13 protein-coding genes and 1 tRNA gene are annotated in these 13,180 nt (G+C 69.6%); 5 read left to right on the top strand and 9 right to left on the bottom strand.

All coding sequences use genetic code 11. The features are described from left to right. Positions 1-135 precede the first annotated feature (135 nt). Positions 136-540: a PaaI family thioesterase gene (locus tag BM051_RS25905; RefSeq protein ID WP_092536078.1), complete on the top strand. Its 405-nt coding sequence runs from the start codon at positions 136-138 to the stop codon at positions 538-540. Here the strand turns inward: BM051_RS25905 and BM051_RS25900 are convergent. After that, complete coding sequence (locus BM051_RS25900; protein ID WP_092535869.1) at positions 537-1,103, bottom strand: helix-turn-helix domain-containing protein; 567 nt, start codon at positions 1,101-1,103, stop codon at positions 537-539. The genes BM051_RS25905 and BM051_RS25900 overlap by 4 nt on opposite strands. Before the next feature lie 343 nt (positions 1,104-1,446). On the opposite strand from BM051_RS25900, the gene BM051_RS25895 reads away from it, so the two are divergent. Beyond that, entirely contained in the window at positions 1,447-2,733 is a 1,287-nt protein-coding gene (locus BM051_RS25895) for an ABC transporter substrate-binding protein (RefSeq protein ID WP_243859345.1), read from the top strand. 56 nt (positions 2,734-2,789) lie between these two features. Here BM051_RS25895 and BM051_RS25890 read toward each other — a convergent pair whose 3' ends face one another. The 5 genes from BM051_RS25890 to BM051_RS25870 all read right to left on the bottom strand — a co-directional run bounded on the left by BM051_RS25890 (position 2,790) and on the right by BM051_RS25870 (position 7,523). After that, entirely contained in the window at positions 2,790-3,539 is a 750-nt protein-coding gene (locus tag BM051_RS25890) for an ABC transporter ATP-binding protein (RefSeq protein ID WP_092535863.1), read from the bottom strand. Further along, positions 3,536-4,375 (bottom strand): ABC transporter ATP-binding protein, encoded by an 840-nt coding sequence (locus BM051_RS25885; RefSeq protein WP_092535860.1) that lies wholly within the window; start codon positions 4,373-4,375, stop codon positions 3,536-3,538. Before BM051_RS25885 ends, BM051_RS25890 begins: the two co-directional genes overlap by 4 nt. Beyond that, positions 4,365-5,357, bottom strand: coding sequence for a branched-chain amino acid ABC transporter permease (locus BM051_RS25880; RefSeq protein WP_092535857.1), 993 nt, complete (start codon positions 5,355-5,357; stop codon positions 4,365-4,367). The genes BM051_RS25885 and BM051_RS25880 overlap by 11 nt, the downstream gene beginning before the upstream one ends. Before the next feature lie 10 nt (positions 5,358-5,367). Beyond that, complete coding sequence (locus BM051_RS25875) at positions 5,368-6,690, bottom strand: branched-chain amino acid ABC transporter permease (RefSeq protein WP_243859344.1); 1,323 nt, start codon at positions 6,688-6,690, stop codon at positions 5,368-5,370. A 224-nt stretch (positions 6,691-6,914) separates the two neighbouring features. Further along, positions 6,915-7,523: an ANTAR domain-containing response regulator gene (locus BM051_RS25870; protein WP_092536072.1), complete on the bottom strand. Its 609-nt coding sequence runs from the start codon at positions 7,521-7,523 to the stop codon at positions 6,915-6,917. Between the two features lie 178 nt (positions 7,524-7,701). Here BM051_RS25870 and BM051_RS25865 point away from each other — a divergent pair. Further along, positions 7,702-7,775 (top strand) — tRNA-Leu (locus BM051_RS25865). A 1,426-nt stretch (positions 7,776-9,201) separates the two neighbouring features. Here BM051_RS25865 and BM051_RS29265 read toward each other — a convergent pair. Continuing rightward, positions 9,202-9,582, bottom strand: coding sequence for a hypothetical protein (locus BM051_RS29265; protein WP_092535854.1), 381 nt, complete (start codon positions 9,580-9,582; stop codon positions 9,202-9,204). A 466-nt stretch (positions 9,583-10,048) separates the two neighbouring features. Between BM051_RS29265 and BM051_RS25845 the strand changes: the two genes are divergently transcribed. Continuing rightward, positions 10,049-10,870: a helix-turn-helix domain-containing protein gene (locus BM051_RS25845; RefSeq protein ID WP_092535851.1), complete on the top strand. Its 822-nt coding sequence runs from the start codon at positions 10,049-10,051 to the stop codon at positions 10,868-10,870. A 64-nt stretch (positions 10,871-10,934) separates the two neighbouring features. After that, entirely contained in the window at positions 10,935-11,516 is a 582-nt protein-coding gene (locus BM051_RS25840) for a dihydrofolate reductase family protein (protein WP_092535848.1), read from the top strand. A gap of 220 nt (positions 11,517-11,736) precedes the next feature. Here BM051_RS25840 and BM051_RS25835 read toward each other — a convergent pair whose 3' ends face one another. After that, positions 11,737-11,934, bottom strand: a complete 198-nt coding sequence (locus BM051_RS25835) for a hypothetical protein (protein ID WP_208325882.1) — start codon at positions 11,932-11,934, stop codon at positions 11,737-11,739. 586 nt (positions 11,935-12,520) lie between these two features. After that, positions 12,521-13,129 (bottom strand): TetR/AcrR family transcriptional regulator, encoded by a 609-nt coding sequence (locus tag BM051_RS25830; protein WP_134046026.1) that lies wholly within the window; start codon positions 13,127-13,129, stop codon positions 12,521-12,523. Positions 13,130-13,180 lie beyond the last annotated feature (51 nt).

Here is a 13,180-nt window from a genome sequence, read left to right as displayed (position 1 = left end):
CAGGCTCGGTCACGTGCCGAAGTCTAGGGTGGGCTACCGACACCCGGTGGTGTGCGTCCCCCGCTCCCCCGTCCGGGTGCCGAGGCGGAAGAGGTGGCAACGTTGACCGAGCAGACGTCCGACGGGTACCGCGCGATGCTGCGCGGCGTCGACCCCGCGGTGGCCGACCAGCAGCTCAACGACAAGCTGGGGATCGAGATCGTCGAGCTGAGCCCGGAGCGGGTGGTAGCGACCATGCCGGTGACCGGCAACCTGCAGCCGTACGGCCTGCTGCACGGCGGCGCCAACGCGGCGCTGGCCGAGACGTTGGGCTCCGTCGCGGCCGCGCTCAACGCCGGTCCGGGCCGGGCGGCGATGGGCCTGGAGCTGTCCTGCACGCACCACCGTGCGGTGCGCGAGGGGGTGGTCACCGGGGTGGCGACGCCGCTGCACGTGGGCCGGGGCACGGTGACGGTGGACATCGCGATCACCGACGGGCGGGGGCGGCGCACCTGCACCGCACGGCTGACCTGCGTGGTACGGGACCAGCCGCCACGCTAGGTCTCACGCGGGCGGGCGCGGACGTGCATGCGCTCGCCCTGCGGGCCGAACAGGCTGAGGATCTCCACCGGGGCCTCGCCGGTGCTGCCGAACCAGTGCGGCAGCCTGGTGTCGAACTCGGCCACCTCGCCCGCCCTGAGCACGATGTCGTGCTCGGCGAGCACCAGGCGCAACTTCCCGTCGAGCACGTACAGCCACTCGTAGCCCTCGTGGGTGCACGGCTCGGGGGTGTCGCGGCTGGCGGGGATGACCATCTTGTACGCCTGCGGACCGCCCGGCCGCTGGGTCAGCGCCACCACGGTGAAGTCGCCGCGGCGGACCGGCCGGAGCCGCACCCGCGGGTCGCCGACCGGCGGGGCACCGACCAGCTCGTCCAGCGGCACCTGGTGGGCGTGCGCGATCGGCAGCAGCAGCTCCAGGCTGGGCCTGCGCTGCCCGGACTCCAGCCGGGACAGTGTGCTGACCGAGATCCCCGTGGCCGCCGAGAGCGCGGTGAGGGTGCACTGGCGCTCCTGGCGGATTCGCTTGAGCCGCGGCCCCACCGCGGCGAGCACGTCATCCATGCCACCATTGCAAGAACAGCAAACCGGCTTGTCAAGTTGGCAGCCGCCCTTTCGTCCTGAATGGACCTTCGGCGTCCCCTCGGGATACCCGGACGAGTGACGCACCGTGGCATGGCCGTCACCGGAAGACAGCGCTCCTCCCCTTGGCCGACCTCGCGAAAGGCCGCTGCCCGCGGGAGGTTGCAGGAGGGTCCCGATCGGGTTCATCGGCTCGCACCCGGGCACGCCGCGTTCTAGTATTCCGCCCTAATTCATGCGGACGGAGCAGTGTTCCGGCGACCGTGAGCGGCCGTCGGTCGGGGACGCGGCACCGTCCGTGCAGGCAGAACGACTGGAGGCTGGTGTGCACTTCAGGACGGGTATCCGCGCGGCCGTCACGGTAGCGGCCACCGCACTGGTCGTCGCCGCGTGCGGTGGCGGCGACAACGGCCAGGACAACGAGGGAACCGGAGAGCAACCCCAGACCGGGGCCGGCAAGGGCAACGGAGTCCTGGAGCTGGGCTACGTACTGCCGGAGACCGGACAGTTGGCCTACCTCGGCCCGCCGCAGATCCAAGCGGTCAACTTCGCGGTCGAGACGATCAACGACGCGGGCGGCGTGCTCGGCAAGCCGATCCCCGCGGTGGTCGGCCGGGACGAGGCGGGGCAGGAGGCCGTCGCCGCCCAGTCGGCCGACCAGGTGCTCGGCACCGGGGTGGACGCCATCATCGGCGCCGCCGCCTCCGGGATGTCACTGGCGATCATCGACAAGGTGACCGGCGCGAAGGTGGTGCAGTGCTCCGGCTCGAACACCGCGCCGACCTTCACCGACTACAACGACGGCGGCTACTACTTCCGCACCGCGCCGAGTGACGTGCTGCAGGGCCCGGTGCTGGCCAACACGATCATCGGCGACGGGCACAGCAGGGTCGCGCTGGTCGCCAGGGCCGACGACTACGGCCGGGGCCTGATGGAGGCGACGAAGGCGGCGTTGGAGGGCAGCGGCGCGACGGTCGTGCTGGCCGAGGCCTACGACCCGAAGGCGACCAACTTCTCCCCCGTGGTGCAGCAGATCAAGGGCAGCAACCCGGACGCCGCCGTGGTGATCGGCTTCGAGGAGGGCACCCAGGTCCTCCAGGGCATGATCGAGAGCGGCATCGGGCCGGACCAGATCGGCGTCTACGGCGCCGACGGGCTGCGCAACACCGACCTGGCATCCCTGGTGGCCCAGGGCAACCCGGGGCAGCTGGCCGGGATGAAGGGCACCGCGCCGGCGTCGGTGGACAACGAGGAGTTCGTCCAGCGGCTGCAGGAGTTCGCCCCGCAACTGACCGAGCTGCAGTTCGCGCCGCAGGTGTACGACTGCGTGATGGCGATCGCGCTGGCGGCGCAGAAGGCCAACAGCGACGACCCGACGAAGTTCGCCAACGAGATCGTCAACGTCACCAAGGACGGCGAGAAGTGCACGACCTTCGCCGACTGCAGCGCCAAGCTGCAGGCGGGCACGGACATCGACTACGACGGTGTCAGCGGTCCGCTCGACTTCACCGAGGCCGGTGAGCCGGGCCAGGCCACGATCGAGGTGTACACCTACGACGAGCAGGGCCAGCTGCAGACGCTGCGCACCGAGGTGAGCAAGCTCAACCAGTGAGCCCGACCCCGAGGGGGTGGCGCCGCGGCGCCACCCCCTCGGTCGTCAGGTACCGCTCAGCGGGCGCGCGCCAACGTGCCGAGGTAGCACTCCACGACCCTGGAGTCGTTCAGCAGCTCCCGGCCAGTGCCGGTGTGGGCGTTGCGGCCCTGGTCGAGCACGTAGCCGCGGTCGCAGATCTGCAGGCAGCGGCGGGCGTTCTGCTCCACCATCACGATCGACACGCCGGTGGCGTTGATCTGCCCGACCTGCTCGAACACCTGGTCCTGATAGGACGGTGACAGTCCGGCCGATGGCTCGTCGAGCAGCAGCACCGACGGCTCGGCCATCAGCACCCTGCCCATCGCCAGCATCTGCCGCTCCCCGCCCGACATCGAGCCGGCGCGCTGGTCCCTGCGCTCGGCGAGTCGGCCGAACAGCTCGGCGACGTAGGCGAACCGGCTCTCGAACTCCCGTGGCCGCAGGAACGTGCCCATCCGCAGGTTCTCCTCCACCGTCAGGGAGGGGAAGACGTTGTCCCGCTGGGGCACGTAGCCGACGCCCTTGGCGACGAGGGTGTGCGCCGCGGCGTTGGTGATGTCCTCGCCGCGCAGCCGCACGGCGCCGGCGCGCACCGGCACCAATCCGAACATCGCCTTGACCAGAGTGGACTTGCCGGCGCCGTTCGGCCCGATCACGCCGACCAGCTCGCCCTCGGCCAGCTCCAGCGTGCACCCGTCCAGCACGTTCACACCGGGCAGGTAGCCGGCCACCAGCTCGTCCGCGACCAGCAGTGGGCGCCGTCCGCCGTTGTCCGCCGCGCTCATCGTGACTCGTCCTCCCGCACCGGGCTCCCGTGCTGCTTGCCGAGGTAGGCGTCGATCACCTCGTCGTTGGCGCTGATCTCCCGCGGCGTGCCCTCGGCGATGACCTGGCCCTGCGCCAGGCACACCACCCAGTCGCTGGTGCCCATCACCATATCCATGTCGTGCTCGACGAAGCACACGGTCAAGCCCTCGTCCCGCAGCCGCACGATGTGCTCCAGCAGCGACTGGGCCAGCGCCGGGTTCACCCCGGCCATCGGCTCGTCCAGCATGAGCATGGTCGGGCGGACCATGAGGGCGCGGGCCAGCTCGAGCAGCTTGCGCTGACCGCCGGAGAGCGTGCCGGCGTGCGCGTCGCGCAGGTGGTCCAGCCGGAAGCGCTCCAGCAGCTCCTCGGCCCGCTCCCGGTTGCGCTCCTCCTGGCTCTTCCACAGTGGACGAACCAGCGCCGGGACCATCCGCTCACCGCGCTGGCCGGTGGCGGCGAGCAGGAGGTTCTCCAGCACGGTGAGCCGGGCCAGCGCCTTGGTGAGCTGGAACGTGCGGACCATGCCGTGCCGGGCCACCCGGTAGGCGGGTATGCCGGCCAGCGGGGTGCCGTCGAACGACCACCGGCCCGAGTTGGCCCGATCGAACCCGGTGAGCACGTTGAACAGGGTCGTCTTGCCAGCGCCGTTGGGGCCGATCAGCGCGGTGATCGCACCACGCTGCAGCTCGAGGTGGCGCACGTCCACGGCGTGCAGCCCGCCGAACGAACGGGTGACGCCGTCCACCACCAGCATCGGGTCGGGCTTGGCCACGCCCGGTTCGGCGGGCACGCCAGCGAGATCAACGGGCATCGAGCACCATCTCTTCCCTGCGGCCGAGAATGCCCTGCGGCCGGAACACCATCAGCAGCAGCAGGCCCAGGCCGACGAGCGCGAAGCGGACGGCCCCGACCTCGGCGTCGGCGAGGACGGTGGACGGGATGAGGCCGGTCGCGATCGCCTGGCGCAGCAGGGCGTCCAGGAACACCATGACGAACCAGAACAGCACCGAGCCGATGACCGGGCCGAGCACCCGGCCGGCGCCGCCGAGCACCAGGAGGGTGTAGAGGAAGAACGTCACCACCGGGTCGAAGCTGTCCGCGCTGGCCGACTGGGTGTTGATCACCATCACCATGCCGCCCAGCGCGCCGATGACGCCGCCGAGCACCAGGCTCTGCAGCTTGTAGGCGTAGACGTTCTTGCCGAGGCTGCGAGCGGCGTTCTCGTCCTCCCTGATCGAGCGCAGCACCCGGCCCCACGGGCTGTGGATCAGCAGATAGACCAGGAGCACGCCGAGCAGCACGAGGCCCCAGCCCAGGGTGGCGACCCACAGGTCGCGGGCGCTGAACGAGATCGGGCCGATGCCGTAGCTGCCCGGCGGGTAGGGGTTGAGCTCGTAGAAGTCGCCGGCGAACTGCTGCAGGCCGTAGACGCCACCAGTGAGCGGTTCGGCGAAGCTCGACCGGTAGAACAACCGGAGGATCTCGCCGGCGGCGATGGTGGCGATGGCCAGGTAGTCGGCGCGCAGCCGCAGTGTGGGGATGCCGAGCAGCAACGCGAGCACCACCGCGCAGAGCACGCCGACCAGCACGCCCACCCACAACGGCAGCGCGAACTCCGACACCGAGATGGCCACGCCGTAGCCGCCGACCAGCATGAAGCCCACCTGCCCGAAGTTGAGCAGGCCGGTGTATCCGAAGTGGATGTTCAGCCCGATCGCGGCGAGCGCGTAGGCCGCGGCCACCGGACCGATCGCGCCGGTGACGGCGGCGGTCAGGATCGCCGAGAAGTCCATGTCGCTCCCCTCACCCGATCCGTTCCCGGCGGCCGAGGATGCCCTGCGGCCGGACGAGCAGCACCACGATCAGCACCAGCAGCGCCCACGCGAACTGCAGCTCGACGGGGAACCACAGGGTGGACAGGTGGGCGACGATGCCGACGACGAAGCTGCCGATCATCGCGCCGTAGGCGCTGCCGAGGCCGCCGAGGATGATCCCGGCGAACATCATCAGCAGCAGCTTGAAGCCCATGTCCCAGGACACCACCTCGGCCAGGCCGTACATCACGCCGCCGAGCGCGGCGAGCCCGCCGCCGAGCAGCCAGACCACCAGCACGACGCGGTTGACGTCGATGCCGGAGGACTCGGCGAGGTCGCGGTTGTCCGACACGGCGCGGATCGCGGTGCCGATCCGGGTGCGCTGCAGCATGAGCGCGACGCCGACCAGGACCAGCACGGACAGGCCGACGATGCTCAGGTCCCGCGGGGTGGCGCTGACCGGGCCGAGGTCGACGGCCGACTGGATGTCGAAGTCGGTGTAGGAGCCGGGGCGGGAGCCGTAGAAGACCAGGATCACGTGGCGCAGCAGCAGGGACAGCCCGATGGAGATGATGAACAGGCTGATCCGGCCGGTGTTGCGGTTGCGCAGCGGGCGCCAGAGGGTGGTCTCGAGGCCCCCGCCGACCAGCGCCCCGGCGGCGACGGCCAACAGGGCGGCGATCACGAGCGGGAGGGCGGGCCCGCCGCCGGCGGCGTTGAAGAAGAACGCCACCACGGCGCCGATGGTGACCAGCTCGCCGTGCGCGAAGTTGATCAGCCGGGTGGTGCCGAAGATCAGCGACAGGCCGATGGCGCTGATCGCGATGACGGCGCCGAACTGGATGCCGCTGAGGAGTGCCTGCCCGAAGCGCTGCGGGAACGGTGGTTGGGCCGGCGTCGGGGGTGGAGGTGGCTCGCCGGCGGCGCCCTCCTGGACCAGCGGGAAGATCACGGCGCGGGCCTGGGACGGGGACACTGTGACGTCGCGAAGGACTTCGCCGCCCTGCTGGCGGGGCACGATGCCGCTGGGCAGGGTGGAGAGGTCCAGCCGGACCTCGTAGGCGCCGGGGCCGGGCAGCGCGACGCGCCAGTCGCCGTCGGCGTCGCTGGTGCTGGTGCCGACCTCGGTGCCGTCCTGGAGAACGGTGACGACGGCGCCGCTGACGGGGCCGTCGGGGCCGCGGAGGGTGCCGCGGAGGGCCTCACCGTCATTGGCCCCGCCGTCCTGTGCCGCGGCGGCCACCGCGGGTAGCAGGACGGTGAGTACGCTCAGTGCCAGCAGCACCAGCGACCGCGCGATCGTCCTTCGCACTGTCACCAACGAACACACGCCTCCGTAGCCGGTCGTGCCGCAGCACGCAATCCGTTCGCCCGTTCGCCCGTTCGCCGCAGACCACGTCCGGTCCGGGGCGGACTCGATGGCTGAACGTAGCTCCGTCACGCTGTGTTGCCCAGTCGAGCGATCACGCTGTGTCCACATCGTGACGCAGCCCGCCCACCCGATTGGGGGACCCCGCTTACTGACCGACCGTCCGGTTACTTGTTCATGCTGTCGAGGACCGCCTGGGCGACGGATTTCATCGTCGTACGGCGGTCCATCGCGGTGCGCTGGATCCAGCGGAAGGCGTCGGGCTCGGAGAGGCCCTGCGCGGTCATCAGGAGGCCCTTGGCGCGGTCGATCACCTTGCGGGTCTCGAGGCGGTCGGCGAGGCCGGCGACCTCGGCTTCGAGGGCCTGGAGCTCGGCGAAGCGGCTGACCGCCAGCTCGATGGCCGGGACGAGGTCGCGCTTGGCGAAGGGCTTGACGAGGTAGGCCATGGTGCCGGCGTCGCGGGCGCGCTCGACCAGGTCGCGCTGGCTGAAGGCGGTGAGGATGACCACCGGCGCGATGCGGTCGCCGGTGATCTTGGAGGCGGCCTCGATGCCGTCGACCTTGGGCATCTTGACGTCGAGGATGACCAGGTCGGGCTTGAGCTCGGTGGCGAGCTTGACGGCCTCCTCGCCGTCGCCCGCCTCGCCGACCACCTGGTAGCCCTCTTCGCGCAGCATCTCCACGAGGTCCAGCCGGATCAGGGCTTCGTCCTCGGCGACGAGGACGCGACGCTGCGGTGCGGCACCACTGGCCTCGGTAGCCCCTTCGGTCACCGGGGTCCTCCTGCTGTAGTCGATGGCGGGCGACACCCGCAGCGTACCGGCCGCCGGGACCTGCGCAGACATGGCGTTCACCACGAAACGTGACCGCGTGTTCGATGGCTTGTCGGGGGTCCGCGGTGGTAGCCCACGTGCTCGGTGGGAACGCCGGTCGCGTAGAGTTTCCGGTGCCGCCCCCGTAGCCCAATCGGCAGAGGCAGCGGACTCAAAATCCGTCCAGTGTGCGTTCGAGTCGCACCGGGGGCACTCCGCTCGATCACCCCCGTTCGGCCCCTCACCAGGGAAATCAGGTGAGGGGCCGATCTTGGAGTGTCCACCTGTGTCTCACCGTGTACCGCTGTGATCCGCTGGTTGTGGAACCCGTGTGGAACGCTGCCTTCCTCGGTGGGCAGCCCCAACGCCCGGCCGATGCGCTCGCGGGCGGCGTCTTCCTGGCCGGCGATGACCTTGGCGTAGATCTGGTGCAGCACGGTTACCGAGTGGCCGGCCCACTCGGCCACCTGAGTGGAGGGCACCCCAGCGGCGAGCCAGGTGGACACGCACGCGTGCCGAAGGTCGTAGGGCCGCCGGCCGAGCACCGAGACATACTCGGCCTCGCTCAACGCGGCCTTGCGCGCCTTGTCCCACACCCGCGCGATGGTCGACTCGCCGACGTAGCCACCAGTGAGGTTGCGGAACAACCGCCCATCGCCCGCGGTGCCGTGGCGTTCGAGGTGGGCGTGCAACAGCGCGGTCAACGGTGGCGGACAGGGCACGTGCCGCACCTCTCCCCTACCGCGCTGCTTGAGCTGCCGCCGATCCCGCCGATCCCCCGAGTCGGTCCACGCGGCCCCCGCAGTCGGCGCCGTCTGCGAGATCAGCAGCTCACCCCACCCCTCCTCCGGGATCTCCAGATCCTGCTTGCTGAGCATCGTGGCCTCCTCCGGGCGGAGTGCGGCGTAGTACATCGCCCCGAAGAACGCCACCAACATCGGCCCAGACGACCGTCGCGGCTGCCCCTCGACATGCTGGGCCTCGACGGCCGCCAGGAGCCGGCGCGCTTGCTCAGGGTTGATGACCACCCGCTTGTCGATCGCCTTCACCTCCTTCGGCGGAGTCCACTTGATCTCTCGCACCCGGTTGCGGCTCACCAACGTCAGCTCCACCGCGTACTCGACGGCGTTATGGAACACAGCACGCTTAGGCGCAACCGTTTTCGCCCCAGCCGACGTGCCATCCATCTTCAGCGCGAGCTGATCGAGCACGGCCCGCACGATCGCCGGGTCGTCCAACCGGGACACCGCCAGAGTGTTCGCCGCCAACCACCGGAGCGCCTTCTCGATCTCCGTAGGCTTCTCGCATCATCAGCACGGCGCGGTGCTCCAGCGGCCGACCGCACACTCCACACCACCGGTTGACCAAGGCGCGGCCCATCCGATCACGACCGACCGAGCCGAACAGGTAGCGACCGTCGGCCGTGCGAGGCGTAATCCAGGCACGACCAATCCGCCCACGGTCGGGAGGTGCTGTAGCGACAACGGAATCGGCGGCACGGTGACGTCGGCCATGATCCTTTCTTCTGTCTCCATGGGGTTGTCGCGTCGCGCACGCACGCACGCGAAGGCCGTGCGCGACGCTGAAGGTGGGTGAATGACGGTGAGGCGATGCCCGTGTCGGGGCCGATTGCGGGTTGTCAGGCTGCGTGTGGCCTGGTGTCGCGTGCGTGCCCGTTGGTGTGGCTGCTGATGCGGAGTTCGAGCCGCACGGTTTGGTTGTGGCAGCGGTACGAGGCGCGTGGGTCGAGCCAGTCGGTGTCCCGGTTGTCGTCCGGCGCGAGGCCGACGGCGGTGGGCACGCCGAGCTCGGCATCGGTGTCGGTGAACAACGTGCCGGCGCCGAGCGTGATCTCCTCGGCGACCCTCGGCGTGACGGGTACGAGGGACCGCGCGATGTCGCCACAGTGCTCGGAGCGACGTGTCTCGACCACGATGGCGACGAGCCGTCCCGGTTGGCCGACGGGTGCGTTCTCGAACGACACGTAGTCCTCGGCATCCGGACCAGTGAGCAGGAACACGGTGCCGTAACGGTCCGACTGGCGTTCGAACCTCGGCCACCACAGTTGGCCCTGGCCGAGCTCGATCGTGGCTGTCTCCTCGGGTGTTCCGCGGTTGCGGCTTGCTCGGCGGCGGTGATGATCTCGGCCATGGACAGGTCGTTGCGGAACCGGTGCCCGATCTCGGCTTCCAGCTCGGCGTACTCGGCGGCCAGCTCCGGGCGAAGTTGTGCGGCGCGCACGAAATCCGCGCGGCTGGCGAGCACGCACAGGGAGCACGACAGGGTTAACTGGACTACGAGCGAACTGGAGGGCCGAGAATCCTCCATCTCTCACGCAGCACGCGTATCCCACGCACATGTCCGCGGCCGGGCGCTCGTCCGGAATCGGCGCCGGCGGGATGCTGGCGGCAGCGCGGCTGGACCATCCCGGCGCGCGATGCCGGCGGGGCGTCGGCGATGCTGTGCGCGTGGAGTACGTGTCCAGAGTGCCGCGACCGCCGCTGGACGGGCTGATCGACGACCTTTACTACCTGGAGGGTGCGCCGCCGTACGCCCGGCTGACGCTGCCGCCGGCGCCGTCGGCGTGGCTTATCGTCAACCTCGGGGCGCCGTTTCGCATCCGTGCCGGCACCGACATCGAGACGGCCGAGTACGCCGACGGCTGCGTGGTCACCGTGCCCACCCGCGCCTTGGAGTTCGGCTACCCACTCCGGACCCGGTCCGTCGGCGTGCACTTCAAGGTGTGGGGGCTGGCGCCGTTCCTGCCGATGCCCGCGGCCGAGCTGTGTGACCGGCCGGTGACGGTAGAGCAGGTTTGGGGCCGGCCCGCCATTGCTGAGCTGCGAGACCGGCTGGCCACGGCGGACGGACCGCACGAGATGCTGACGCTGCTTGAGGAGGAGCTGATGCGACGGCTGTGCGAGACCGCCGGCCTGGGGCTGGTCCGCCATACGAGCAGCGTCATCGCGGCGACCAGTGGGGCGGTGGCGATCGGCGACCTGAGGGTGGCAGCCGGTGTCAGCAGCACTCATCTGGCACAGCGGTTCAAGGAGCTTATCGGCGTCACGCCGAAGCGGCTGGCTCGCACCTACCGCTTCGCCGCCACCGTGTTCGCGATCAACCCCGCCGGACCGGTCGACTGGGGCGACCTCGCCGGTGGCGCCGGCTACTTCGACCAGGCCCACTTCGGCCACGAGTTCCGGGCGTTCACCGGGCTCACGCCGACCCGGTACGTCGAAGTCCGGCGGCGGTTCCTCCGCGAACATCCCGGCCACGCGCTGGACGGCTGGCCGCTGCCGGCCGATTGATTTCTTACAAGAGCGACAGCTCACGACACGCTAATTTGGGGGCACCCCAAGCAGAGGAGAGCCCGTGGGCAAGGTGGTCATGTACAGCTCGGTGTCGGTGGACGGCTTCGTCGCGGACGAGAATGACCAGCCCGGACCACTGTTCGACTGGTTGTCCAGCGGTGACGTCCCGTTGGACGAGAGCGGCGAGCTGAAGGTGTCGCAGACGTCCTACGACTACACCCGGCCGTACTGGGACCAGATCGGGGTGACAATCGCCGGCCGCCACGTCTTCGACATGACGGACGGCTGGGACGGGAAGCCTCCGAGCGGGACCGACCATGTGGTCGTCGTGACACACCGGCCGAAGCCCGAGGGCTGGGACCCCGAGGCGCCGTTTCACTTCGTCGACGGCGTCGAGGCAGCCGTGGCCAAGGCGCAGGAACTTGCGGGTGACCGCATGGTCGAGGTCGCCGCCGGCGACGTCGGTGGCCAGGTGCTTGCCGCGGGCCTGGTCGACGAGGTGCGCATGGACGTCATACCCGTCGTGTTCGGGTCCGGCAAGCGCTACTTCGGGTCGGTCGACGCGCAGCACCTGTTGGAGGATCCTGACGTGGTGATTCAGGGCAACCGGGTGCTTCACCTGCGCTATCGGGTGCGCCGTTGACCGATCTGAGCGGGTACGCGAAGAAGTCCACTGCGAACGGTGACACAAGATCGGGCCTCCGGCTGCGTTTGCGCATCGCTGTCCCTGGTCGGGCAGCCGACGCCGATCCGCCCCAGCACCTCACCTGCGGCAAGTTCAACTTGAGATCACTGGTTGCCGGTTTCCGTCGTATCTTGGGCCCCCCATCAGGGGTATCCGGGGATCACCGGCATGCCCAGCTTCACCACACCCCGGTGCTGGTCTTGGTGCGCGCCAATCGATCCAGCGAGGCGAGTTTCTGCCGGGCCGCTTCCAGGCTGACCTGAAGCCCTTGAACTTCGCCGAGCCAGCCATTGGCGTGGGCCTCGGCGATGCGGTCGGTGAGGTTGCGGGCGATCTCGATTAGCCGATCCCGCTGTCGAGGCTCTACGCGCAGCATCGGGCAGCGAACGCAGGCGTGTTCGTGCGCGCACGTCCAGCACCACGAACGGAACGACCGCACCGGCTACGGGACCGACACGTCCCCACCGCGGCAACCCAACCGCGACGACCTCCACAGTCATGCAGCAACCTCCTCCCACTCGGGTGCACGACTCCTATCGGGAGCCCCCGCGTTACTCGGCGCGACACACGGGTGTGTCGCGCCGTAGTCCGGTCAATATGTCGGGTCATGCCCTGGTCGTAGGCCGGGTGGTATGGCACACCGGACGCCCGGATGCGTTGATACCTGGGCTTCGGTCCAGTCGTGGATCGGAAGCCAGGTGTCGACGGTGCGCCGTCCGCTGCTGGCAGCCTCGTCACGACTCAGGCGAGCCTGCTGGCGCCGCGCAATGCTCGTCCGCGCCGAATGATCCAACTCTGGGGTGACTCGTTGTTACGCGCGGGTGATTCCGTTCACCATGTGGTTGCGATCGTGAGCGCAGCGTCGGGCAGCCGCTCGTCGGAGCCCCGAAATAGCTGTAAAGCGCCCACAGATACAACACGCGGCTCGGCACCGACCGAAGTCCGTAGGAAGCGAAGTCTCCTTACCGCAGGTACTTGAGGATCATCGAGACGATCTGGTCGACCAGGTCGTTCGTCGCGAGCTGCGGGTTGTGGCCCATGAAGCGGTGGGTCAGTGACTCGATGGTGGCGACGACGAACCGGGCGGCCTGATCCGGACGCGTGACGTGCAGCCCGGTGTCCGTGCGGAGCAGCGCGGCGACCGCGGCCACCGCCTCCTGCTCGACCTGCCGGAACCGGGCCAGCAACTCCGGCGGTCGCGGCGCCTCCTCGAACAGCACCTGATGCAGTCGCGGGTTCTCGACGTGCAGGCCGACCACAGCCTCGGTGAGTGCCGGCAGCCATACCTCCACCGGTCGGGGCTCGGTCAACGTCTCCCGCACCACCTCCGCGGTCTGATCGAGGTGGGATCGCGCGAGCACCAGCAGGATCGCGTCCTTGTTCGGGAAGTACTGATACAGCGACCCGACTGACAGTCCGGCCGCTGCGGCGATCCGGTCGGTGGTGCCGGAGGCGTACCCGTACTCGGCGAAAACCTGAGCCGCCCCGGCGAGGATCCGCTCCCGCGTGCGCCGTGCCCGCTGCTGGATGGGCGTCTTCCTGGGCTGATAGACCGACTTCGACACGGACACCGGGGCCTCCGAACGCGAGTACCAAAAGTGAGGAATTCCTCATATTCTACC

Source organism: Amycolatopsis arida (genome assembly GCF_900115565.1).
Taxonomy (GTDB): domain Bacteria; phylum Actinomycetota; class Actinomycetes; order Mycobacteriales; family Pseudonocardiaceae; genus Yuhushiella; species Yuhushiella arida.
Note: the sequence above shows the minus strand (reverse complement) of the source record. Positions and strands in the feature narration are given on the sequence as shown.

Excerpts from the sequence above, each read along its gene's own strand:
- BM051_RS25885 (WP_092535860.1), bottom strand. The coding sequence starts at position 4,375 with ATGCCCGTTGATCTCGCTGGCGTGCCCGCCGAACCGGGCGTGGCCAAG.
- BM051_RS25880 (WP_092535857.1), bottom strand. The coding sequence starts at position 5,357 with ATGGACTTCTCGGCGATCCTGACCGCCGCCGTCACCGGCGCGATCGGT.
- BM051_RS25835 (WP_208325882.1), bottom strand. The coding sequence starts at position 11,934 with ATGCTGCGCGTAGAGCCTCGACAGCGGGATCGGCTAATCGAGATCGCC.
- BM051_RS25900 (WP_092535869.1), bottom strand. The coding sequence starts at position 1,103 with ATGGATGACGTGCTCGCCGCGGTGGGGCCGCGGCTCAAGCGAATCCGC.
- BM051_RS25890 (WP_092535863.1), bottom strand. The coding sequence starts at position 3,539 with ATGAGCGCGGCGGACAACGGCGGACGGCGCCCACTGCTGGTCGCGGAC.
- BM051_RS25905 (WP_092536078.1), top strand. The coding sequence starts at position 136 with ATGCTGCGCGGCGTCGACCCCGCGGTGGCCGACCAGCAGCTCAACGAC.